The 22,319-nt window shown below is 61.2% G+C and carries 21 protein-coding genes; 9 read left to right on the forward strand and 12 right to left on the reverse strand.

Features of this window, described 5'->3' with window-relative positions; genetic code table 11:
* Positions 1–35 precede the first annotated feature (35 nt).
* From H096_RS01385 to H096_RS01395, 3 genes are read left to right on the forward strand one after another with little or no spacing between them, the layout of a single operon-like run.
* A complete protein-coding gene (locus tag H096_RS01385) occupies positions 36–956 on the forward strand; it encodes an arginase (RefSeq protein WP_033896393.1) in 921 nt (306 codons plus the stop codon).
* On the forward strand, positions 953–1,333 hold the full coding sequence (locus H096_RS01390; protein WP_010212789.1) for a transporter: 381 nt from the start codon (positions 953–955) through the stop codon (positions 1,331–1,333). The genes H096_RS01385 and H096_RS01390 overlap by 4 nt, the downstream gene beginning before the upstream one ends.
* Positions 1,330–1,734, forward strand: coding sequence for an EamA family transporter (locus tag H096_RS01395; RefSeq protein ID WP_033896394.1), 405 nt, complete (start codon positions 1,330–1,332; stop codon positions 1,732–1,734). The genes H096_RS01390 and H096_RS01395 overlap by 4 nt, the downstream gene beginning before the upstream one ends.
* Positions 1,735–1,825: 91 nt before the next feature.
* Here H096_RS01395 and H096_RS01400 read toward each other — a convergent pair whose 3' ends face one another.
* On the reverse strand, positions 1,826–2,692 hold the full coding sequence (locus tag H096_RS01400) for a fatty acid desaturase (RefSeq protein ID WP_033896395.1): 867 nt from the start codon (positions 2,690–2,692) through the stop codon (positions 1,826–1,828).
* 55 nt (positions 2,693–2,747) lie between these two features.
* Complete coding sequence (locus H096_RS01405) at positions 2,748–3,518, reverse strand: MipA/OmpV family protein (protein ID WP_033896396.1); 771 nt, start codon at positions 3,516–3,518, stop codon at positions 2,748–2,750.
* 228 nt (positions 3,519–3,746) lie between these two features.
* Here H096_RS01405 and H096_RS01410 point away from each other — a divergent pair, with 228 nt between their 5' ends.
* The 6 genes from H096_RS01410 to H096_RS01435 are packed head-to-tail and all read left to right on the forward strand — an operon-like array spanning position 3,747 to position 10,996.
* Complete coding sequence (locus tag H096_RS01410; RefSeq protein ID WP_033896397.1) at positions 3,747–4,448, forward strand: MtnX-like HAD-IB family phosphatase; 702 nt, start codon at positions 3,747–3,749, stop codon at positions 4,446–4,448.
* The gene (locus tag H096_RS01415) at positions 4,441–5,835 is read left to right on the forward strand and encodes an aminotransferase class III-fold pyridoxal phosphate-dependent enzyme (RefSeq protein WP_016977483.1); all 1,395 of its coding nucleotides are present in this window, start codon (positions 4,441–4,443) and stop codon (positions 5,833–5,835) included. The genes H096_RS01410 and H096_RS01415 overlap by 8 nt, the downstream gene beginning before the upstream one ends.
* The gene (locus H096_RS01420; protein ID WP_033896398.1) at positions 5,832–6,698 is read left to right on the forward strand and encodes an alpha/beta fold hydrolase; all 867 of its coding nucleotides are present in this window, start codon (positions 5,832–5,834) and stop codon (positions 6,696–6,698) included. Before H096_RS01415 ends, H096_RS01420 begins: the two co-directional genes overlap by 4 nt.
* 17 nt (positions 6,699–6,715) lie before the next feature.
* Positions 6,716–7,840: a GNAT family N-acetyltransferase gene (locus tag H096_RS01425; RefSeq protein WP_033896399.1), complete on the forward strand. Its 1,125-nt coding sequence runs from the start codon at positions 6,716–6,718 to the stop codon at positions 7,838–7,840.
* Positions 7,840–9,609, forward strand: coding sequence for a HAMP domain-containing sensor histidine kinase (locus H096_RS01430; protein WP_033896400.1), 1,770 nt, complete (start codon positions 7,840–7,842; stop codon positions 9,607–9,609). Before H096_RS01425 ends, H096_RS01430 begins: the two co-directional genes overlap by 1 nt.
* On the forward strand, positions 9,599–10,996 hold the full coding sequence (locus H096_RS01435) for a sigma-54 dependent transcriptional regulator (protein ID WP_033896401.1): 1,398 nt from the start codon (positions 9,599–9,601) through the stop codon (positions 10,994–10,996). The genes H096_RS01430 and H096_RS01435 overlap by 11 nt, the downstream gene beginning before the upstream one ends.
* Here H096_RS01435 and H096_RS01440 read toward each other — a convergent pair whose 3' ends face one another.
* The 10 genes from H096_RS01440 to glpK all read right to left on the reverse strand — a co-directional run bounded on the left by H096_RS01440 (position 10,997) and on the right by glpK (position 22,313).
* Entirely contained in the window at positions 10,997–11,335 is a 339-nt protein-coding gene (locus H096_RS01440; protein ID WP_033896402.1) for a GlpM family protein, read from the reverse strand.
* The gene (locus H096_RS01445) at positions 11,335–12,684 is read right to left on the reverse strand and encodes a sigma-54 dependent transcriptional regulator (RefSeq protein WP_016977477.1); all 1,350 of its coding nucleotides are present in this window, start codon (positions 12,682–12,684) and stop codon (positions 11,335–11,337) included. Before H096_RS01445 ends, H096_RS01440 begins: the two co-directional genes overlap by 1 nt.
* Positions 12,681–14,582, reverse strand: a complete 1,902-nt coding sequence (locus H096_RS01450; protein WP_033896403.1) for a sensor histidine kinase — start codon at positions 14,580–14,582, stop codon at positions 12,681–12,683. The genes H096_RS01445 and H096_RS01450 overlap by 4 nt, the downstream gene beginning before the upstream one ends.
* A gap of 67 nt (positions 14,583–14,649) precedes the next feature.
* Complete coding sequence (locus H096_RS01455; protein WP_033896404.1) at positions 14,650–15,384, reverse strand: amino acid ABC transporter ATP-binding protein; 735 nt, start codon at positions 15,382–15,384, stop codon at positions 14,650–14,652.
* Positions 15,381–16,052: an ABC transporter permease subunit gene (locus H096_RS01460; RefSeq protein ID WP_010212763.1), complete on the reverse strand. Its 672-nt coding sequence runs from the start codon at positions 16,050–16,052 to the stop codon at positions 15,381–15,383. The genes H096_RS01455 and H096_RS01460 overlap by 4 nt, the downstream gene beginning before the upstream one ends.
* The gene (locus H096_RS01465; protein WP_010212762.1) at positions 16,052–16,798 is read right to left on the reverse strand and encodes an amino acid ABC transporter permease; all 747 of its coding nucleotides are present in this window, start codon (positions 16,796–16,798) and stop codon (positions 16,052–16,054) included. The genes H096_RS01460 and H096_RS01465 overlap by 1 nt, the downstream gene beginning before the upstream one ends.
* Positions 16,799–16,992: 194 nt before the next feature.
* Positions 16,993–17,919 carry a glutamate/aspartate ABC transporter substrate-binding protein gene (locus H096_RS01470; RefSeq protein WP_010212760.1) on the reverse strand — a complete coding sequence of 309 codons (927 nt, stop codon included), beginning with the start codon at positions 17,917–17,919 and terminating at the stop codon, positions 16,993–16,995.
* A 304-nt stretch (positions 17,920–18,223) separates the two neighbouring features.
* Positions 18,224–19,762, reverse strand: a complete 1,539-nt coding sequence (gene glpD, locus H096_RS01475) for a glycerol-3-phosphate dehydrogenase (RefSeq protein WP_033896405.1) — start codon at positions 19,760–19,762, stop codon at positions 18,224–18,226.
* Positions 19,763–19,968: 206 nt separating this feature from the next.
* Entirely contained in the window at positions 19,969–20,724 is a 756-nt protein-coding gene (locus tag H096_RS01480) for a DeoR/GlpR family transcriptional regulator (RefSeq protein ID WP_033896406.1), read from the reverse strand.
* 83 nt (positions 20,725–20,807) lie between these two features.
* The gene (gene glpK / locus H096_RS01485; protein WP_033896407.1) at positions 20,808–22,313 is read right to left on the reverse strand and encodes a glycerol kinase GlpK; all 1,506 of its coding nucleotides are present in this window, start codon (positions 22,311–22,313) and stop codon (positions 20,808–20,810) included.
* Positions 22,314–22,319 lie beyond the last annotated feature (6 nt).

Raw genomic sequence — 22,319 nt, forward strand, 5'->3', positions numbered from 1 at the left:
CGGATGGGCGCTGCCATTAGGGGTGAAACATTACCTTGAACATTCTTGACCTCGACCACAGCCTCACCGGCCAGGCACCGATTGCCCGGCGTCTGGCCAGCGGCCGTGCCACGCGTATCGACCTGCTGGACCTGGGCCCCAAGCTGCGCCTGTGGTCCACCGAAAAAACCTGGAAGCGCTTCGCCGAACGCCTGGCCCAACGGCCCCGGCCCACCGATGCGCGCCCGGAAATCCTGTTTGTCGGCTCCGGCGACTATCACCACCTCACGCCAGCCTTTCTCGCCGACCTGAAAGAACCCATCAGCCTGATCCACTTCGACAATCACCCCGACTGGGTGCGCTTTGCGCCCAAGCGTCACTGTGGTTCGTGGGTCAACCGCGCGCTGAAGATGCCGGCGATCAAGCGCATCGTCACCCTTGGCCCGTGCAGCGACGACCTGCACAACCCGCAACTGCGCGGCGGCAACCTCGGCGCGCTCAAGCGCGGGCACTTGCAACTGTTTCCCTGGCAGCATCCACCGTCGAAAGTCTGGGGCCGGGTAGGGGATGGCGCCGGTCACCAGCAGCAGGAAAACCACCTGTACTGGCGCAACCTGGCCGAGCTGGATTGGGCGCAATTCCTCGATCAGATGATCACCAGCCTGCCCACCGAAGCGATCTGGATCACCATCGACAAAGACGTGCTCGCCAGCGAAGACGCGGCCACCAACTGGGACCAGGGCGGCATGCGCCTGACCCATCTGCTGCAAGCCCTGCGGGCCTTGGCAGCGCGCAAACGCATCATCGGCATCGACGTGTGCGGCGAGTTCGCCACGCCCGCCTTCAGCAACGCGTTCAAGCGTTGGGAGGCCAAGTCCGACCAGCCACCGCCTGAGCGTTGGAGCGCGGAAGACCTGCAGCGCAACGCGGCCACCAATGAAGCCTTGATCGACCTGTTTGAGGAGCTGTTCCCGTGACGTTGACCGTGGTGTTGCTGGTGGCGTTTTCCATCGTGCTCGATGTGATCGGCCAGTTGTGTTTCAAGATCGGCCTCGACCGTTTGCCTGAACTGGACGGCGGTTTTCGCCTGAATGCGTTCTGGGGCCAGGTGTTCAATGCGCCGTTGTTGTGGGCCGGGATCGGTGCCTATGCCATTGAGTTCTTCGTGTGGCTCGAAGCCTTGTCCCGTGCGCCGTTGAGCCTGTTGTTCCCGGCCGCTGCGCTGGCTTATTGCGGCGTGGTGCTGGCGGGCAAGGTGGTGCTGGGCGAAACCGTCAGCCGCCGCCGCTGGCTGGGCACGCTGGTGATTACCTTAGGCGTGATGTTGGTAGCCATTGCAGGGAGTCAGGCATGAGTACGCAAACGATGAATAATGGATGGCTGCACGGGCGCCTCGGCACGGTGGTGCTGTGGGCCTTGTTGATCTGTACCGAAAGCGCCGGCCAGTTGTTTACCAAAGTGGCTGGGGATCAACTGGGGCAGATGGATTTGAGCTGGCAATGGCTGGCGGACGTGGCGCGCAACCCTGGGATTCTGGCGGCCATCGCCAGCTACATCGGCGCGTTTTTCGTGTGGATGCTGATCCTGCGGCGCAGCAGCCTGTCCCTGGCGTTTCCGCTGAGTTCACTGGTGTTTGTGGTGGTGTTGCTGGGGTCGTGGCTGGGGCTGGGGGAACATATCAGCCCGCTGCACTGGGTGGGGGTGGCGGTGATTATCGGTGGTATCGCCCTCCTGGCAGAAGGCGAAGAAAACTGATCACTTTGGTCTGGTTCGATTTGATTTTTGTGGTGAGCGGGCTTGCCCCGCGCGAGGCAAGCTCGCTCACCACAAAATCCCGGTTTCAGCCCTAGTTGTTGCGGTGCGCTACCAGAAAGCCCAACCCGTGTGACACCGGGAGCTGCTTGACCCCCGCCTCACGCTGCTGCTCGGCAATCTCCCGATGAAACGCCTTCACATGGGTCCAGTGCATCTTCGGCCGGTAATGGTGCTCGGCGTGATAGCCGTTGTTCATCCAGATCAGGTTGTATAGCACGCTGTAGGAACTCACGCCCCAGGCGATCGGCAGGTCCGGGTTGCCGCCGAAGTGTTCGTAGTAGCCATTGAGCGATGACAGGCACTGGCCCAGGTACCAGAACGGCAACAGCCACAACACCGCCTGCCAGTTGTAGAACGCCAGGGCGATATAGAACGCCACCGTCACGCCGATCTCAACTTTGACCCAACGCGCATCCGCAGGGCGCTTGCGCTTCATCTCGTCATAGAACGGCTTGGGATCGTCGCGGAAAAAACTCAGGAAAGTATAAGCCCACGGGTTTTCCGGCTGGCCATTGTGGCCGCGCTGGTAGATCGACAGCGGGTCAATGGTTTTACCGTCCGGGCCCGGCAGGTCGGCGTTGCCACGGTGATGGCGGTTATGGATGTCGCGGTAGAGCGTCTGGGAAAAGCCGATGGTCACCGACAGCAGCAGATCGAACGCCCGGTTCATCGCGCGATGCGTGAAGTAGGCGTTGTGGATCTGGTTGTGGGAGATGCTGTTGATGCTCCACGACAGGCTGATCGCATAGACCAGCGCCAGAGGCACCAGCGCCCACCAGCTCAGACTATGGAAGGCGGTGACCAGCCAAATGACAAAGGCGAAATGCGCCAGGCCCAGGGCAATGGGGATCAGGTCCCACAGCGAATGATGCAACAGGCGGTAAGCGGGGCGAGCCATGAAGAGTGTCCTGGAAAAATGGATTCCAGGACCTCATTGCAAACCCCAGACCAACCTAATCGAACTTGTAGCTGATGGCCGTCTGCACCTGGCCCTGGTTCACGTCGCCGGTCTGCCGCACGATGCTGCTGTCGGCCGCCGAGCCGACCAGGTGAACCCAACTGGCGCTGGTCAGCAGCGACCATTTTTCGGCCAGGGGAAACTCGAAACTCTGCGTCAGCGTCAGGTTCTGGAAGCCGCCGTTGGCGTTGTAGGGGCGAAAGCCGGTGGCGGCGGCCTCGTTGTCATCCACGCCGAAAAACGTGTTGGTCTGGCGCGCATCGGCGAAATGCGCGACCAGGCCGCTGCTGCCGATAATCCCGCCACCCAGGGGGTAGCCCAGTTCGCCGCCGACTTTGCCCAGGGCACCGCTCTGCGAATGCCCCCCGCCCACGGCTTGCCCCAATTGCGCGTAGACCCGCCAGAAATCAGCCGGGGCGTATTGGATGAAACCACCGACTTCCGCCATGTCCGACACATTGCGCAGGCCCTGGAGATCGCCATTGGACGTGCGGCCCGACAGGTAATTGATGTAGGGGCCGGCGGTCAGGCCTTGGGTGCTGAGTGCGCTCCAGGTCAAGCCGTCATCGGTGCTCAGGCTGACATCGCCCCAGTCCAGGTCGAAATAGGGAACGGGCCGCGTTTCGTAGCGGCTGCCGGTAGGGTCATGGGGCTGATAACTGACGCCCGCGCCCACTTCACCGGTGATGCCCTCGGCCACAGCAGCGTTTGAAAAGCCCCACAGGCCAAGCAAACCGGCGAATGCAGCGCATGTGATCCTCAACATGGTCACAGTTCCTTGATTGAATATGCGCGCATGAACGCGCAAAGCATCCTTTCCACGCAAGCACTCATCTTGTTTGTAGCAAGCTACAAAAATTGTAGCTCCTGGGACACAAATTGCCCGCCATGCCAGGCAAAGCCCCAGCCCCGCTGGCTGTTGGCCAGTTGGCACACTCCCTGCTCTACCCCTTGTTGCAAGCGCACACAGCGCGCTCCTCCAAGGTAAACAACGATGATCCACTGGCATATCGTGTGTGACTTCGACGGGACCATTACCCCCACCGATGTCATCGACAACGTCCTCCAACGCTTCGCCGGCCCCGAGTGGGAAACCATCGAACAGGAATGGCTGGATGGGCATATCGGTTCACGCGAATGCCTGAGCCGCCAACTGGCGCTGATCAAGGCGACCCCCTCCGAACTGCTGGCGTATTTCGACAGCGTCGAGATCGACCCGGACTTCCCGGACTTCGTCGACCACGTCATGGGCCTGGGCGCAACCATCGAAGTGGTCAGCGACGGCATCGAGCAGGGCATTGCGCGGATCCTGTCGCGCAACTACGTGACCTTGCTGCCGATCCTCGCCAACCGCCTGCGCCAAGTCGACCAGAACAGCTGGCGCATCGACTTCCCGTATTCCAGCGACGCCTGCCGCGCCGCCTCCGGCAACTGCAAGTGCAAGTCCACGCCGCGCAACAAGCGCGTGCTGGTGATCGGCGACGGCAAGTCCGACATGTGCGTGGCGTCCACCGCCGACTTCGTGTTCGCCAAGGGCAGCCTCGCCAAGTACTGCGAAGCCAACAACATTCCTCACGCACGCTTCGACACCTTTGCCGAACTGCCTGCGTTGCTGGCCCGACTGCCACAAGGCATCGCCGCCAACGCTACCTCCTTTACTGCTGCTGACAATCAGGAACTCTTCCACCATGTCTGATATCCGTATCGCTACCGCCGAAGACCAGATCCTTCTCGATAAAGAAGCCAAATACTGCTCCTACGGCGACACCGTCCACTACATCGAGCCGCCGCGCATTTTCAGCCGTTGCGAAGGCTCCTACGTGTGGGACACCGAAGACCAGGCCTACCTTGACCTGCAGATGTGGTACTCGGCGGTCAACTTCGGCTACGCCAACCCGCGCCTCAACAACGCGCTGAAACAGCAGATCGACACCCTGCCGCAGATCGCCAGCCAGTACCTGCACAAGGGCAAGATCGAGCTGTCGGAAATGATCGCGGTCGACGCCAAGAAGAAATTCGGCCTCGACGGTCGCGTGCACTTCAACGTCGGCGGTTCGCAGTCCATCGAAGACTCCCTGAAGGTGGTGCGTAACGCCACCAACGGCAAGAGCCTGATGTTCGCCTTCGAAGGCGGCTACCACGGGCGTACCCTCGGCGCGTCGTCGATCACCTCCAGTTACCGCTACCGTCGGCGCTACGGCCACTTCGGCGAGCGCGCGCAGTTCATCCCGTTCCCGTATCACTTCCGTGGCCCTAAAGGCATGACCAAGGAAGAGTACGGCAGCCACTGCGTGCAGCAATTCGCCCGCCTGTTCGAGACCGAATACAACGGTGTGTGGGACCCGAAAGTCGGTTCCAGCGAATACGCTGCGTTCTACGTCGAGCCGATCCAGGGCACTGGCGGCTACGTGATCCCGCCGATGAACTTCTACCGCGAGTTGAAGCATGTGCTGGATCAGCACGGCATCCTGATGGTCTCCGACGAGATCCAGATGGGCTTCTACCGCACCGGCAAACTGTGGTCGATCGAGCACTTCGACGTGCAACCGGACGTGATTGTGTTCGGCAAGGCGCTGACCAACGGCCTCAACCCACTGGGCGGCATCTGGGCCCGTGAAGAGTTGATCAACCCGAAGATCTTCCCACCTGGTTCGACCCACTCCACCTTCGCCTCCAACCCATTGGGCACGGCGGTAGGCCTGGAAATGTTCAAGATGACCAACGAAGTCGACTACGGCGCGATGGTCATGGCCAAGGGCAAGTTCTTCCTCGAAGGCCTGCAAGACCTGCAGAAGCGTTTCCCGATCATCGGCGACGTCGACGGCCTGGGCCTGGCCCTGCGCTGCGAAATCTGCGGCCCGGATGGTTTTACGCCGGACAAGGCGACCCTGGACTACATGGTCGAAGAAGGCATGAAGGGCGACATGGTGGTGGACGGTCAGAAACTCGGCCTGATCCTCGACGTGGGCGGTTACTACAAAAACGTGATCACCCTGGCACCGTCCCTGGAAATCAGCTACCCGGAAATCGAACTGGGCCTGAAGCTGCTTGAGCAACTGCTGGTGCGGGCGACCAACCGGTGAAAACGGCAGAGATCGACCTCGGTGAAGGTACTGCCGGCTTCGTTCTCGGTGATGGTCCGGTCGGGATCCTGTTGATCCACGGCCTGACCGGCACCCCGACGGAATTGCGCCAGGTCGCCAAGGGCCTGGCCAAGGTGGGCAATTGCACGGTGTACGTGCCCACCCTGGCCGGGCACTGCGGGGACAACAGCGACCTGCAAGCCACCGGCTGGCGCGACTGGTACGAAGGCGTGCGCAAGACGTTCGTCGGTGTGAAACAGCGCCATGAGCAGGTGTTTGTCGGTGGTTTGTCCATGGGCGCGGTGATGTCGATGTACGTGGCCGCCGAGCATCCTGGGCAAGTCGCTGGGCTGCTGATGTATTCCACCACTCTGAAGTACGACGGTTGGAGTATCAACAAGCTGGCGTTCCTCACGCCGTTGCTGATGAAAATCCCCTTCGGCGTGCACATCTGCCGCTTCGAAGAGAAGCCGCCGTACGGCATCAAGAATGAACGCCTGCGCGGCATCGTCGAGCGGCAGATGAAAGAGGGCGAGAGCAGCGAGGCGGGCTTGCTGACCATGGAGGGCATCACCGTGCGCGAGCTGCACCGGATGAACGCCGTGGTCAAGAAGCGCATGCCGCAGGTCAAGGTGCCGGCGTTGGTGTTGCACTCCATCGAGGACGACATCACCAGCCGTTGGAACGCTGACTATGTGGAACGCCACCTCGGTGGCCCGGTGACCAAGATCCTGCTGGACAACTGCTACCACATGATCACCGTCGACTTGCAATACCGCCGGGTGATCGAGTTGAGCGCGGAGTTTGTCGGGCAGCATGCCGAGTCCATTCCGGCCCCACAAGATTATCGACAGCGGGCTTGAGCCTTAAGGAAACCCTTGTGATTACCGCCCAAGCCTTCCCGACCATCCGGGCCCTCCAGCGCAGTGCCTGGAACGACTGTTTCCCGGGTGCCCTGGAGGACTGGGACTATTACGTCGCCGTGGAAAACGCCGCTATCGATGATTTTCAGTGGCGTTACCTGGCGGTTTACGAAGATGGAACGCTGGTGGCTGTGGCGGCCGCGTTCATCACCCATTATCGCCTCGACACCACGGTGTCGGGCGCCGGCAAACGCTTGACCGAGCGTGTGGAGCGACTGTGGCCGGGGCTTTTGCAACTGGGCCTGTATGCCCTCGGCTCCCCGGTGGCGGAGCGCTGCGACGTTGGTTTTGCCAGCAGTGTGGCGGATACACGACGTCCGCTGCTGCTCAAGCACCTTTTGGAAGCCGCGCGCCAGGATGCCGATGACTTCGGTATCGGCCTGGTAGCGGTCAAGGACGCACCGAGCAAAGACCCGCACTGGGTCGAAAGTTGCCGCGCGGCGGGCTTCCAGAGCATGCCGAGCTTGCCCACGGGCGTGTTGCCGCTGCCCTACGGCTCGGTGGATGCCTACCTGGGGTCCCTGGGCAAATCCACACGCAAGGACCTGCGCCGCAAACTGCGCGCGCCGGGGCCGCGAGTGGAGTGGCGGCGCAATATCGACGACGTGCTGCCCGAGGTCATGCGCCTGTACGAGGCCACGCTCACGCGTGCCGAGTTGCAGTTCGAGCGGCTGCCCGCCGGTTACTTCACCGGTGTGCTCGAACGCCTTGATGAGCGGGCGGTCTGTGTTCTTTACTGGGTGGACGAGCAACTGGTGGCGTTCAACCTGATCCTGGTGGACGAGCACCGGCTGGTGGACAAGTTTTTCGGGCATGACGTGGAATTCACCCGTGACTACAACCTGTACTTCCGTAGCTGGCTGACCAATGTCGACTACTGTATTCAACACAATATTGCCGTGTATGAGTGCGGCCAGGCCGGGTATGCCAGTAAGCTGCGCCTGGGCTGCGAGTTCCAGGGCAACAGCGTGTTTTTCCGCCACCGCAACCGGCTGGTCAACGGCCTGCTCAAGCTTGTAAAACTGTTTATTCGACCGGATCGTTCCGACCCTGCCATGGCTGCTGCGATAAGCGAAACCTGATGATCACCAAGACCCGCCAGAAAGCCCGCCCCTTTGCCATTTCGCGCTGGAGCGTCCAGCGCAAGCTGGTGCTGGCGTTCTGGTTGGTCAGTGTGATCCCCACCATGATCGCCGCCGAACTGGCGGCCACCACGCTGTCGCAGATCTTCGACAGCAACGTGCGCATCTGGCTGCAGGAGTCGACCAAGATCGTCAAGGATGAGATCGGCGACATCCTTCACGACAACGCGCGCATGGCCAAGCTGTTCCTGCGCTACACCAGCCCGCCGTCGAGCCGGCAAGCTGCCAAGCACGACCGCCTGACCGCCGACATTGCCGACGCCACCGACATCGACGTGGTGGCGCTGATCCGTATGAGCGACCACAAGCTGGTGTTCAGCACCGCCTCTGACGACATCGTCAAGCAGATCAGCCTGACCAGCAACGCGGTGTTGCAGACCGTGCAGGTGGCCGGGGTGAGCACGGGGGTTGTGGTGTCGACTTTTGAAACCACCCAAGACGGTGTCGATTACCTGCTGTTGGTCGCCACTTATCTGGACAGCAGTTTCCTCACCAGCGTGGCCGATGTGCATTCCCTCGACCTGCGCCTGTACCTGGCCAATCCCAATGGCTTCTCAGAGATATTCTCGACCCAACGCTTTGAAGACCACCCGTCGCGCATCCCCAAGAACGTCGAAATCGCCATGCGCAGCACCAAGCAGCCGAGCGAACAGTTCACCAACAACTACAGCGGCTTGTATTGGCCGATCTTCAACGATGCCGGTGAGCTGCAAGGTGTGATCTTCAGTGGCTTGCTGCGCCACACCAGCCTGGTGGGGCTGGTAAACCAGAGCAATCTGTTCGTGCTGATTTTCCTGCTCAGTTCGGCGCTGTCGCTGGCGGCGGGGGTGTTGGTATCGCGGCGCCTGACCAAGCCGCTGCGGGACCTGTCCCAAGGCGTGAGCGCGGTGATTTCCGGCGACTACGCGCACCGCGTGGTAGTCAGCGGCGGCGACGAACTGGCGCAGTTGAGCAGCACCTTCAACCATATGACCGAGCGGCTTGGCGAGTTGCATCACCTTGAAGCCCAGCTGCGTCGACGTGATCGCCTGCATGCCCTGGGTGAAGTCGCCATGGGCCTGGCCCATGAGATCCGCAACCCGCTGGGCATCATCAAGACGGCGACGCAGCTGCTGCACCGCCGCGCCGACCTGGCGGAAACCGACAAGCGTCATCTGGAATATGTGGTCAGCGAGGTCAGCCGTATCAACGACCTGATCACCGAATTCCTCGACTTTGCCAAGCCCAACCCGCCTCTGCGCGTGTTGCTGCCGGCGCGCCCGCTGGTGGAGGAAATCCTCGGCTTCTGCGCGCCGGAACTGGCCACCCATAACATCGACGCGCACATCGACGACCAGGCACCCGGAGCGACGATTTACGCGGATGTCAAACAGCTCAAGCAGGCGTGCCTCAACCTGATCCTCAACGCCATCGACGCGATGCCCGAAGGCGGGCGCCTGACCTTGGGCATTCGTACGGAAGGCGAGAACACGCTGATCAGCATTACTGACACCGGCCAAGGCATTCCGGCGGACATGATCGAGCGCATCTTCACGCCATTTGTCACCACCAAGGCGTCGGGCACCGGATTGGGCCTGGCCAAAGTCTATTCGATCATGGAAAGTCACGACGGCAGCATCGAATGTGCCAGTGAGAAAGATGCCGGCGCCACCTTCAGCCTGTACATTCCGGCGAGTGGCGAAGACGACGAGGACAGTCATGACGCATAACATTCTGGTAGTCGACGACGAACCCAAGCTCTGCGACCTGTTGGCCTCGGCCCTGGGCCAGAACGACGTGCAGGTGTTTGTCGCCGGCAACGGCCTGCACGCGCTCAAGGTGCTGGAGCAGGAAGACATCGACCTGGTGATCAGCGACTGGCGCATGCCAGGCATGGACGGGCCGGCGCTGCTGGCCGAGATCAAGGTGCGCTACCCCCATGTGCCGGTGATCGTGATGACCGCCTACAGCACGGTGAAAAACGCCGTGCAGTCGATGCGCAACGGCGCCTACGACTACATCGCCAAGCCGTTCGATATCGACGAGCTGGACATCACCGTGGCCAAGGCCCTGCAATTTCGCGACATCATGCGCGACAACGCACGCATGCGTGCCGAGCTGGACGAACACGCCCAGTTCGACAGCCTGGTGGGCGACAGCCCGGCGTTTCGCAAAGTGCTGCAAGCGGTGGACTCGGTGCGCGACAGCAGCGCCACCATCCTGCTGACCGGCGAAAGCGGCACCGGCAAGGAAATGGTTGCCCGTGCCATCCACAAGCATGGCAGTCGCGCCGACAAACCCTTCGTGGCGGTCAATTGCGCAGCCATTCCGGAAGGGTTGCTGGAAAGCGAAATGTTCGGCCATCGCAAAGGCGCGTTTACTGGCGCCGTGGCTGACCGGATAGGGCGCTTCCAACAGGCCGACAAGGGCACGCTCTTTCTCGATGAAGTGGGCGACATGCCCCTGGCGTTGCAGGCCAAGATCCTGCGCGCGTTGCAGGAGCGGGTGATCGAACCGGTGGGCGATCCCCGCGAACGCAAGGTCGATGTGCGCGTGATCGCCGCCACCAACAAAAATCTGCTGGAAGCGGTGGCCAACAAGGAATTTCGCGAAGACCTGTACTACCGCCTCAACGTGTTCCCGATTCCCCTGCCGTCCTTGCGCGAACGGGTGGAAGACATCGCTCCCTTGGCCCGCCACTTCGCCCAGACCCTCAGCGCTACAGCGGGTAAACGCATCACCGGCTTCAGCCCGGAGGCGTTGCAGGCCATGGCGGCGTATCACTGGCCAGGCAATATCCGTGAACTGCAGAACTGCGTAGAGCGCGCGACCATCGTGGCGGCGTCGCCGGTGATCGAGGACATCGATTTGCCGGGTTACCTGTTTGCTTCCAAGCCAAGCGAGGACGGTGTGACGGCGATCCTCAGCGACGGGCCGGGCATTCCCCAGGACCTGGATGCGGCGCTGGCGGAGGTGGAGAAGGCCTACATACTCGCGGCGTTGCAGGAGAGCAATGGCGTGCAGGCGGCGGCGGCAGCGAAGATCGGCATTTCGGAGCGCAGCTTCTGGTATCGGCTGAAGAAGCTGGGCATTCAGGTCGACAAGATCGTGCGCTGATCAGGCGTGAACGCGGACCCACACGCTGACCAGCACCGTCGCGGCCATCAACCATGCTACTGCCGCCACGGCGAGTGACGCTTCCAACCGCATCCGATCGACCATCACATACAGCGTCGCCAAATACACAAAATACGGAATGATCGACCACATCCCGAACAGGATCGTGGTCTTCAAGTCGTCCACCGAACGGCCTTTGCCGACGATGTAGTGGGCGATCAAGGCAAAGGTCGGAAACAGCGGCACCAAGCCTGCGATGTAGTAATTCCTGGTCTTGGCCAGCGCGGCCAGAATCAATACCACGGCCGCGCCCAGGGCGGCTTTCAATAGCAGATCCATCAGTGGCTCAACCCGTATTTTTTGACTTTGTCGAACAGTGTGGTCTTGGCCATCCCCAGTTCCTGGCTGGCCTGGGTCAGGTTGCCACCGCTGCGTTGCAAGGCATCGTTGAGCAGGTTGCGTTCGAAGGCTTCCACCGCTTCGGTGAAGGCCAGGCCCTGGCTGCCGCTGCTGGCGCCGCTTTTCTTGAACGCCGGCAGGCCGAGGGCGAAGCGTTCGGCGACGTTGCGCAGCTCACGCACGTTGCCCGGCCAGTCGTGGCTCATCAGGCTCGACAGGGTCTGGTTGTCCAGCTCCGGCACACTGCGGTCGAAACGCAGCGACGACTGCTGCAGGAAATGTTCGAACAGTTGCAGGATGTCTTCACGGCGCTCGCGCAGCGGCGGCAGTTCCAGGGTCACTACGTTGAGGCGGTAGTACAAGTCGCTGCGGAACTGGTTGGCACGGCTCAGTTCGTCGAGGTCGGACTTGGTGGCGGCGATCACCCGGCAATCCACCGCCACGCTCTGGTTCGAACCCAGGCGCTCCAGGGTGCGCTCCTGCAACACCCGCAGCAGTTTGATCTGCAGGTTGATCGGCATGCTTTCCACTTCATCGAGGAACAACGTGCCTTCGTGGGCGTGTTCGATCTTGCCGATGCGGCGCTTGCCGGCGCCGGTGAAGGCGTTGGCTTCGTGGCCGAAAATCTCGCTTTCGAACAGGTTCTCCGGCAGGCCGCCGCAGTTCAGGGCGACGAACTGGTGGGCGTGACGCCGGCTGAAATCATGCAGGCAGCGCGCGACCAGTTCCTTGCCGGTGCCGGTCTCGCCTTCGATCAGCACGTTGGCCGAGGTGTCGGCCACGTTGGCGATCAGCTCGCGCAGGTTCTGCATGGCCGGCGAGCGGCCGATGATGCGGCCTTCCAGTGAATCGCGCTCGGCCAATTGGCGGCGCAACGACCAGACTTCCCGCGCCAGCCCGCGCTGCTCCAGGGCGCGGCGCGCCACGTCGACCAGGCGTTCGGGGGAGAAGGGTTTTTCCATGAAGTCATAGGCGCCGTTGCGCATGGCGCCGACGGCCATGGAGATATCGCCATGCCCGGTGATCAGCACCACCGGCAGGCTTTTATCCAGGGCCTTGAGGCGGGTGAGCAGCTCCAGGCCGTCAATGCCTGGCAGGCGGATGTCGCTGATCACGATGCCGGCGAAGTTCTCGCCGATGCGCTTCAACGCTTCTTCAGCGCTGCCCACGCCGACGCTGGGAATGTCTTCCAGGGCCAGGGCCTGCTGGCAGCCGAGCAGCACATGGGGATCGTCCTCGACGATCAGCACGGTGAGCTCGTCTTTGATGGCTTTAGCGTCTGTATTCATGTCGACTCAGCTTTTTGAGCGCCCGCCAACGGCAGGCACAAGACAAAGGCCGTTCCACCACTGACCGGGTGCTCCACGGCAAGGTTGCCGCCGGTGGCCGCCGCGAGGCTGGCGGACAGCGTCAGGCCCAGGCCCAGGCCTTGCTCGCCGGGCTTGGTGGTGAAGAACGGTTCAAACAAATGTTTGCGCGCCTCGGCGTCGATACCGTGACCATTATCACGCACGTGCAGGCGGTATTTGCCCTCGCTGCTGCTGCCTTCCAGCCACAGCTCGGGCGTGGGTTGGGCCTGCATGGCGTCGAGGGCATTGCCGATCAGGTTGACCAGGATCTGCTCCAGGCGCGTCTGGTCGATTTGCAATTGGGCGGGGGAAAAGTCGCGGTGCAGGGTCAGTGGCAAGCTGTCCAGGCGTGCGCCGAGAACCTGGAAAGCCGCGTCGACCGCTTTGGCCAGGCTGGCCTCGCCCTGGTCATCGCCGCGGCGGGCGAAGGAGCGCAGGCTGGCGGTGATGCGGCCCATGCGGTCGATCAGTTCGTTGATGGTCTTGAGGTTGGCGCTGGCGGTGTCCAGGGCACCGCGCTCCAGGAAGCGCACGGTATTGCCGGACAAGGTGCGCAGCGCCGCCAGTGGCTGGTTCAATTCGTGGGCGATGCTGGTGGACATCTGGCCGATGGCCGCCAGTTTGCCGGCCTGCACCAGCTCATCCTGGGCGCGGCGCAGCGTCTCTTCGGCCTGGCGTCGTTCGCGGATCTGGCCCTTGAGCCGTTCGTTGCTGGCGCGCAGGTCGGCGGTGCGCTCGGCGATCCGCCGTTCCAACTGGCTGTTGGCTTCCTGCAAGGCTTCCCGCGCGGCGAGGCGGGTGGCGATGACCTTGCGCCGCTCGTTCCAGGCGATCAGCAAAAACGCCACCAGGCCAAACGCAACGGCCACCAAAATGCCCTGGTTGATCGCGGCGCGGCGTAGATCGTTGAGCGGCGTGAGCAGGGTGAAATTCCACGGCGTGTCATTCAGCGGGCGGGTTTGCGCCAGGTAGCTGACTTCGTGCTCGTCGTTGACCACTTCGCTGTTGGCCGGGAAGGTCAGTTTCTCGGTGCCTTCGTTGAGACGCTCGCGGGCCAGGGGTTCCAGCTCGTTGAGCGTCGCCCAGTAATATTGCAGGCTGTGGGCCAGGCGATCCTTGGTGTCATCGCTCAGCGGGCGCACGGCCTTGAGGCGGCGGGCCGGGTCGCTGGAGAGGATGATGATGCCGTTCTCGTCGCTCACAAAGGCTTCGAGGCGCGCGCGTTGCCAGCGTTCTTCCAGGGCTTCGAGGCGCACCTTGACCACGGCGACGCCGATGATCTTGCCGTGCTCTTCGAGGCCGTGGGCCAGGTAGTAGCCGGGTTCGCCGTTGGTGCTGCCGATGCCATAGAAACGGCCAGGCTGGCCGCGCACGGCGTTCTGGAAATAGGCGCGGAAGGACAGGTCTTCACCCTGGTAACTGTCGGCATCGCGCCAGTTACTGGTGGCCAGTACGCGGCCGGTGGTGTCCATCACATAGATGGCCCGACTGCGACTGCGTCGGTTCAGGCCTTCGAGGTAATCGTTGACGGTCTTGCGGGTTTCCTGGTTCGGATCGGCCAGCAGCGTGGAGACGCTGGATTCCAACTCCAGAAGGCTCGGCAGGTAGGTGTATTTGCTCAGTTCACTTTCGACGGTGCGGGCATGCAGCTCCAGCTGGCGTTCGCCGGTATCGCTGAGGGTGCGGATGCCGTAGTACTCGCTGACCCAGAAGCCGATATAACCCAGGCCGATCATCAGGGCGATGATCAACGGCGGCAGGAACAGTTGGCGGATCAGACGTGGTTTCACGGCAAGTGATGGCGGTGCGGCGCGAAATTGGTTGGGGTCGCATTTCATCACAGATGCCTTGGGTCAACCAGTTGTGGTGAAGGGGATTGGGCCCTTCACCACATCTGGGCAGTGCTTAGTGCTGCAGGATTTTCTCAAGGAAGTGCTGCGCGCGTTCAGAGCGGGCGCTGATGTCGCCGAAGAACTCTTCTTTCGGGCAGTCTTCGATGATCTTGCCGGCGTCCATGAAGATCACGCGGTCGGCCACTTTGCGGGCGAAGCCCATTTCGTGGGTCACGCACATCATGGTCATGCCTTCGTGGGCCAGTTGCACCATCACGTCGAGCACTTCGTTGACCATTTCCGGGTCCAGCGCCGAGGTCGGTTCGTCGAACAGCATGACGATCGGGTCCATGGCCAGGGCGCGGGCAATCGCCACACGTTGTTGCTGACCGCCGGAGAGTTGGCCAGGGTGCTTGTGGGCATGTGCCGACAGGCCTACGCGGTCGAGCAGCTGCAGGCCTTTCTTGGTGGCTTCTTCCTTGCTGCGGCCGAGCACCTTAATCTGCGCGATGGTCAGGTTCTCAGTGATGGTCAGGTGCGGGAACAGCTCGAAGTGCTGGAACACCATGCCCACGCGCGAGCGCAGTTTCGGCAGGTTGGTCTTCGGGTCGGCAATCGAGGTGCCGTCCACTACAACGTCGCCCTTCTGGAACGGTTCCAGCGCGTTGACGCACTTGATCAGGGTGGATTTGCCCGAGCCGGACGGCCCGCACACCACGATCACTTCGCCTTTTTTAACCTCGGTGCTGCAATCGGTCAGCACCTGGAAGTCGCCATACCACTTGTTGATGTTCTTGATAGAGATCATACGGCAAACCTTTTTTGCAGACGCTTAACCAGCAGCGAGGCGGAAAAGCTGATGATGAAGTAGACGACACCGGCAAAGATCAGGAACTCGTTGGAGCGGCCGATGATGTCGCCGTTGGAGCGGGCGGAGTTGAGGAAGTCCACCAGGCCCACGGTGTAGACCAGCGAGGTGTCCTGGAACAGGATGATCGACTGTTGCAGCAGCAACGGGGTCATCTTGCGGAACGCCTGGGGCAGGATGATCAGGCGCATGGTCTGGCCATAGGTCATGCCCATCGCCTGTGCCGCCGCCATCTGGCCTTTGGGGATCGACTGCACGCCGGCCCGTACGATTTCACAGAAGTACGCGGCTTCGAACATCATGAAGGCCACGACGCACGAGGTGAACGCACCGATCGGCGTGTCTTCGCCGGTGATCCAGCGCAACACGAACGGCACCGCCAGGTAGAACCAGGTGATCACCAGCAGCAGCGGGATCGAGCGGAAGTAGTTCACATAAGCGCCGGCCACGCGCGACAGCAGTTTGCTGGACGACAGGCGCATCAGCGCCAGGACCGTCCCCAGCGCAATGCCGCCGACCACGCCCATGACCATCAACTGCAAGGTCATGACCATGCCGTTCCACAGGCCTGGGATAGCGGGGATGATGCCGCTGAAATCGAAGTCCATTATTTACCCCCCACGGAGATCAGGCCGGGCACTGCGACTTTCTTCTCGACCAGGCGCATGAGCAGCATCAGGCTCATGTTCAGGGTGAAGTAGATCAGCGTGGCCAGGGTGAAGGCTTCAAACAGGTTGGCCGAGAACTCGGCGGTCTGTTTGGTTTGCGCCAGCAGTTCCATCAGGCCGATCAAGGACGCCACGGAGGAGTTCTTGAAGACGTTGAGAAATTCCGAGGTGAGCGGCGGAATGATGATCCGGTAGGCCTGCGGCAGCAGCACGTTCCAGTAGATCTGCGGCAGCTTGAAGCCCATGGCGCGCGCAGCGGATTCCTGGCCACGTGGCAGCGCCTGGATGCCGGTACGCACTTGCTCACACACACGGGCGGCGGTGAACAGGCCCAGGCACACGACAACGCTCAGGTAGGCCGAGGTGGTCGGGTTGAGGTCTTGTTTGTACCAGTCCTGCAGGTTCTGCGGCAGCATGTCGGGTACCAGGAAGTACCAGATGAACAGCTGAACCAGCAGCGGCACGTTACGAAATAGTTCCACGTAGCAGGTCGCGATGCCCGATACGATGCGGTTTGGCACGGTGCGCATGACGCCCAGAATGGACCCCAGCAGCAAGGCGATAATCCATGCCACGACAGCGATGGCGATGGTCCAGCCCAAGCCGGCGATGTACCAGTCGAGATAAGTCTCGCTGCCCACGCCAGTGGACTTGAAGAACACGCCCCAGTCCCAGTTGTAATTCATTAGGGTCTCCCCTCGAGATCGATCGATGTACAAGCACCCGCTTGGGGAAGATCCTTTCCCGCCTGACGGTGAACGTCAGGCACACGCGATCGGCTCGAAAACCGCCAGGTCGAGTGTTCCACATTAAAGCCAGCAGGTAGTAACAGACGCCTGAGGGAGGGTTGGCTCCCTCAGGAGATAAGCTTAGTCAGGTATCAGATTTTTACGTCAGGCGCTGGCTTGTCGCTTGGGTTGGCGATCAGCTCCTTCACCTTGTCGCTCATCGGGAAGTTCAGGTTCAGGCCTTTTGGTGGGATCGGGCTCTCGAACCACTTGCTGTAGATCTTGTTGATTTCGCCGGATTTGTACAGGGCAACGATGGCGTCATCCACCGCTTTCTTGAAGGCTGGGTCGTCTTTACGCACCATGCACGCGTAGGCTTCGAAAGATTGCGGAGTACCGGTGATGACCCAGTCGTCCGGCTTCTTGGCCTTGGCTTCTTCACCGGCCAGCAGGGCGTCGTCCATCATGAACGCTACGGCACGGCCGCTTTCCAGCATCTGGAAGGATTCGCCGTGGTCTTTGGCGGAGATGACGTTCATGCCCATTTGCTTGTCGGCGTTCATCGCTTTGATGATGCGCTCGGACGTGGTGCCCGCAGTGGTCACGACGTTCTTGCCTTTCAGGTCAGCGAAGTCAGCGTAGGACGGCTTGCCATCCTTATCTTTCTTGACCAGCAGACGGGTGCCGATTTCGAAGATGTTGACGGTGAAATCAACTTGCTGGGCGCGTTCGGCGTTGTTGGTGGTGGAGCCGCACTCGAGGTCCGCGGTGCCGTTCTGGATCAGCGGAATACGGGTTTGCGAAGTGACCAGGTTGTACTTGGCCTTCAGGTCGGGTTTGTTCAGGTCTTTTTTCAGTTGCTCGACGACGGCCAACTGAATGTCGTGGGAGTAGCCCACAGGTTTGCCCGAACCATCCGCGATGTAGGAAAACGGAATGGAGCTGTCGCGGTGAGCGAGAGTGATGGTGCCGGAGTCGTTGATCTTCTTCAGCGTGCCGGTGAGTTCGGCGGCGAAAACTGGAGTGCTGATCAGAGCAGCAGCGATAGCTGCGCCCAGAATATGGGGAACGATGCGCATCAATACTTCCTCGACATTTGTTTTTTTTATGAAGCCGGCTAAACGGCTCTCTTGTACAGCGAATGCCCGTGACGGCTCCTGAGGCGTCCCAGGCAATCGTCCAAGAGTGTAGAGCATGAGTCGTGCCAGGCTCGATATAAAAGGTTAACTCCATGATTTATAGGGTAATTAACTTTATATGACGGCGTTTTTTCGGGGCTTGGGTCCGGCAAACCGAATAGATGGCAGTGTGGCGTTCGGAAAACCGAATGCAAAAAAAAGCCCCTGAGCCTTTCGGCGCAGGGGCTTTTGTAATACCGGTCTGTCAGGCCGCTTCAATCTTGCTGCGGTTCTGCTCAACGGTGGACAGGTAGCGCTGCACGTTGGCCTGTTCTTCCGGGGTGGTGAACAGACCCAGCTTGGTGCGACGCCACAGCACGTCCTGAGGTTGGGTCGCCCATTCTTCGGCGCACAGGTAATCCACCTCGCGGGTGTACAGGCCACCGCCCAAGTGCTCACCCAGGTCCGCCAGCGACTGCACGCCTTCCAGCAGGCGCCAGGTACGGCTGCCGTAGGTGGTGGACCAGCGGCGCGCGATCTCGCTCGGCACCCAGTCGAATTTGTTGCGGATGGCCTCGGCCAGGGCTTGCGGCGTGGTCATGTCTTCGCCGCCCGGAAGGCTGGCCTTGGCGGTCCAGCTTGGGCGCATCTGAGTGAAATACGGCGCCAGTTGTGCCATCGCCGATTCAGCGAGCTTGCGATACGTGGTCAGCTTGCCGCCAAACACCGACAGGATCGGCGCTTCGCCCTTGCCACCGGACAACGCCAGGGTGTAGTCGCGGGTGATGGCCGACGGGTTGTCCGATTCATCATTGCACAGTGGGCGCACGCCGGAGTAGGTGTGGACGATGTCGTCGCGGCTCAACTGCTTTTTGAAATGCGCATTGACCACTTTGAGCATGTAGTCCGTTTCACCTTCGGTGATCGCAACGGCAGCCGGGTCACCGGTGTATTCGCGGTCGGTGGTGCCGATGATGGTCAGGTGGTTCAGGTACGGAATGGTGAAGACAATGCGCTGGTCTTCGTTCTGCAGGATATGCGCGTGGGTGCCTTCGTACAGTTTCGGCACGATCAGGTGGCTGCCCTGGATCAGGCGGATGCCGTAAGGCGAATCCAGCTTCAGGTCGTCCCTGATGAACTTGGCGACCCATGGGCCCGCAGCGTTTACCAGGGCACGAGCACGGATCGAGAACAGGCTGCCATCGGCACGTTCCATGTTCATTTCCCACATGCCGTTGCTGCGGTGGGCGCTGATGCAACGGGTCTGGGTGTGGATGTGCGCGCCTTTTTCACGGGCGGCCATGGCGTTCAGCACGACGAGGCGGGCGTCATCCACCCAGCAGTCGGAGTATTCGAAGCCTTTGGTGATTTCGCTTTTCAGCGGGCTGTCGGCGCCGAACTTGAGGCTTTTCGAACCGGCGAGTTTTTCGCGCTTGCCGAGGTTGTCATACAGGAACAGACCGGCACGGATCATCCACGCTGGGCGCAGGTGCGGGCGATGCGGCAATACGAAGCGCATTTGCTTGACGATATGCGGGGCCTTGGCCAGCAGTACTTCACGCTCGGCCAGGGCCTCGCGCACCAGGCGGAATTCGTAATGTTCGAGGTAGCGCAGGCCGCCGTGGATCAGCTTGCTGCTGGCGGACGAGGTGTGGCTGGCCAGGTCGTCCTTTTCGCAAAGGAATACCGACAACCCGCGACCGGCTGCGTCTGCTGCAATGCCGACGCCATTGATCCCGCCACCGATAACGGCAACGTCATAGACTTCGGCAAGCGGTGGAGCAGGCAAGGTGGAAGGGTTCATCGGCTGGCCTCGCGATTTTTTCGTCTTGGAATTCGAACATTAATGTTCATTTGCGAAAATGGTAGCTGATAAACACGCGCACAGCCAGCCGACTTCGATTGAAAAAACTCATCGAAGGGCTGGGAAAGGAAGATTTGTGAACATTATGTTCGGTTTAAAGGCGCGTTTGTGGCAAGCCCGCTCGCCACAGTGAAGAGTGGAGAGCCTCAGACGACTTCCAGCCGCACCTTATGGTCACTCAACAACTGCACCAACGCCGGCACCGGCTGCTGATCCGTGACCAAACAATCCACCAAGCTGATCGGCCCCAGGCGAATCATGGCATTGCGCCCGAATTTGCTGGAGTCCGCTGCCAGGATCACTTGGCGTGCATTGGCGATGATCGCCTGGGAAACCCGAACTTCCTGGTAATCGAAGTCCAGCAGACTGCCGTCTTCATCGATACCGCTGATGCCCACAAGGGCAAAGTCGACCTTGAACTGGTTGATGAAGTCCACACTCGCCTGACCCACCACACCGCCGTCACGCCGCACTTTACCGCCGGTCAACAACACGTCGAAGTCGTCCTTGGCACTGAGCATGGTGGCGACGTTGAGGTTGTTGGTGATGATTTTCAGGTGATTGTGGTTGAGCAGCGCACGGGCGATGGATTCGGTGGTGGTGCCGATATTGATGAACAGCGAGGCGTGATCGGGGATCTGCGCAGCGATGGCTTCGCCGATACGCTGTTTCTCGTCGCGCATCTGGTCGGCGCGCATGGCGTAGGCGGTGTTTTCGACACTGGAGTCATAGGCCGCGCCGCCGTGGTAGCGGCGCAGCAGATTGGCGTCCGCCAACTGGTTGATATCGCGGCGGATGGTTTGCGGGGTGACAACGAACAGCTGCGCCATTTCCTCGATGCTGACGTAGCCGCGTTCGCGGACCAGCTCGAGGATTTGTTGTTGGCGGGGAGGCAGATTCATGGGGCGTCCTTTGGGCTGCCATACAAAAGTGGCCCATGATGACGCAGGAATCCGCTCCCTGCCAGTTACAACCGGACGTTGGCTTATTCAGCGCCTTCGTGAGGCTCCCAGTCGCGGGTGCGGCTGACCGCTTTTTGCCAGCCGGCGTAAAGCTTCTCTTTAGCCGCTTCGTCCAACTGCGGTTCGAATTCGCGCTCGATCACTGCCTTGCCGCGCAACTCTTCCAGGCTGCCCCAGAAGCCGCACGCCAGGCCGGCCAGGTAGGCGGCGCCCAATGCGGTGGTTTCGCGCATTTGCGGGCGCTCGACCTGGGTGCCGAGGATGTCGGCCTGGAACTGCATCAGGAAGTTGTTGGCCACCGCGCCGCCGTCCACGCGCAGGGCCTTGAGCCGTTCGCCCGAGTCCTGTTGCATGGCGTCGAGTACGTCGCGGGTCTGGTAGGCAATCGACTCCAGGGCCGCACGAATAATGTGGTCCACGCGTACGCCACGGGTCAGGCCGAACAGTGCGCCACGGGCGTACGGGTCCCAGTACGGGGCGCCCAGGCCGGTGAAGGCCGGCACCAGGTACACGCCGTTGCTGTCCTTGACCTTGCCAGCGAAGTATTCGGTGTCGTGGGCGTCGTTGATGATTTTCAGCTCATCACGCAGCCATTGCACGGTGGAACCGCCGTTGAACACCGCACCTTCCAGGGCGTAGGCCACTTCGCCACGCGGGCCGCAAGCGATGGTGGTGAGCATGCCGTGCTTGGATTTCACGGCTTTGTCGCCGGTGTTCATCAACAGGAAGCAGCCGGTTCCGTAGGTGTTCTTGGCTTGGCCGGCTTCGACGCACATCTGGCCGAACAGGGCGGCTTGCTGGTCGCCGGCGATACCGCCGATGGCAATGCCGCTCTTGGTGCGGCCGTAGATTTCGGACGACGACTTAACTTCCGGCAGCATCTCGCGCGGAATGTCGAGGATCTCCAGCATCTTCGCATCCCATTCCAGGGTGTGGATGTTGAAGAGCATGGTGCGCGAGGCGTTGGTGTAGTCGGTGACGTGGGTCTTGCCGCCGGTAAATTTCCAGATCAGCCAGCTGTCGACGGTGCCGAACAGCAGTTCGCCATTGCTCGCACGCTCGCGGCTGCCTTCGACGTTGTCGAGGATCCACTTGAGCTTGGTGCCGGAGAAGTAAGGGTCGGTGACCAGGCCGGTGGTGTCGCTGATGTACTGCTCGTGGCCGTCGCGCTTGAGTTGCTGGCAGATCTCGGTGCTGCGGCGGCACTGCCAGACGATGGCGTTGTAGATCGGGCGGCCAGTGACCTTGTCCCACACCACGGTGGTTTCACGCTGGTTGGTGATACCGATGGCGGCGACCTGATCATGGTGCAGGCCGGCCTGGGCCAGGGCCTCGACCATCACCGCGCTCTGGGTGGCGAAGATTTCCATCGGGTCATGCTCGACCCAGCCAGCCTGTGGGTAATGCTGTGCGAATTCACGCTGGGCGGTGCAGACCACGTTGGCGTCACGATCGAAGATGATCGCCCGGGAACTGGTGGTGCCTTGGTCAAGGGCAATGATGTAGTTCTTATTCTGAGTATCGGTCATGTCGAA

This window comes from Pseudomonas sp. FH1 (genome assembly GCF_000510895.2).
GTDB lineage: Bacteria > Pseudomonadota > Gammaproteobacteria > Pseudomonadales > Pseudomonadaceae > Aquipseudomonas > Aquipseudomonas azotoformans_A.

Coding starts and splice junctions, on each gene's coding strand:
- H096_RS01395 (WP_033896394.1), top strand. CDS start 1,330: ATGAGTACGCAAACGATGAATAATGGATGGCTGCACGGGCGCCTCGGC.
- H096_RS01400 (WP_033896395.1), bottom strand. CDS start 2,692: ATGGCTCGCCCCGCTTACCGCCTGTTGCATCATTCGCTGTGGGACCTG.
- H096_RS01405 (WP_033896396.1), bottom strand. CDS start 3,518: ATGTTGAGGATCACATGCGCTGCATTCGCCGGTTTGCTTGGCCTGTGG.
- H096_RS01410 (WP_033896397.1), top strand. CDS start 3,747: ATGATCCACTGGCATATCGTGTGTGACTTCGACGGGACCATTACCCCC.
- H096_RS01415 (WP_016977483.1), top strand. CDS start 4,441: ATGTCTGATATCCGTATCGCTACCGCCGAAGACCAGATCCTTCTCGAT.
- H096_RS01430 (WP_033896400.1), top strand. CDS start 7,840: ATGATCACCAAGACCCGCCAGAAAGCCCGCCCCTTTGCCATTTCGCGC.
- H096_RS01435 (WP_033896401.1), top strand. CDS start 9,599: ATGACGCATAACATTCTGGTAGTCGACGACGAACCCAAGCTCTGCGAC.
- H096_RS01440 (WP_033896402.1), bottom strand. CDS start 11,335: ATGGATCTGCTATTGAAAGCCGCCCTGGGCGCGGCCGTGGTATTGATT.
- H096_RS01445 (WP_016977477.1), bottom strand. CDS start 12,684: ATGAATACAGACGCTAAAGCCATCAAAGACGAGCTCACCGTGCTGATC.
- H096_RS01450 (WP_033896403.1), bottom strand. CDS start 14,582: ATGAAATGCGACCCCAACCAATTTCGCGCCGCACCGCCATCACTTGCC.
- H096_RS01455 (WP_033896404.1), bottom strand. CDS start 15,384: ATGATCTCTATCAAGAACATCAACAAGTGGTATGGCGACTTCCAGGTG.
- H096_RS01460 (WP_010212763.1), bottom strand. CDS start 16,052: ATGGACTTCGATTTCAGCGGCATCATCCCCGCTATCCCAGGCCTGTGG.
- H096_RS01465 (WP_010212762.1), bottom strand. CDS start 16,798: ATGAATTACAACTGGGACTGGGGCGTGTTCTTCAAGTCCACTGGCGTG.
- H096_RS01470 (WP_010212760.1), bottom strand. CDS start 17,919: ATGCGCATCGTTCCCCATATTCTGGGCGCAGCTATCGCTGCTGCTCTG.
- glpD (WP_033896405.1), bottom strand. CDS start 19,762: ATGAACCCTTCCACCTTGCCTGCTCCACCGCTTGCCGAAGTCTATGAC.
- H096_RS01480 (WP_033896406.1), bottom strand. CDS start 20,724: ATGAATCTGCCTCCCCGCCAACAACAAATCCTCGAGCTGGTCCGCGAA.
- glpK (WP_033896407.1), bottom strand. CDS start 22,313: ATGACCGATACTCAGAATAAGAACTACATCATTGCCCTTGACCAAGGC.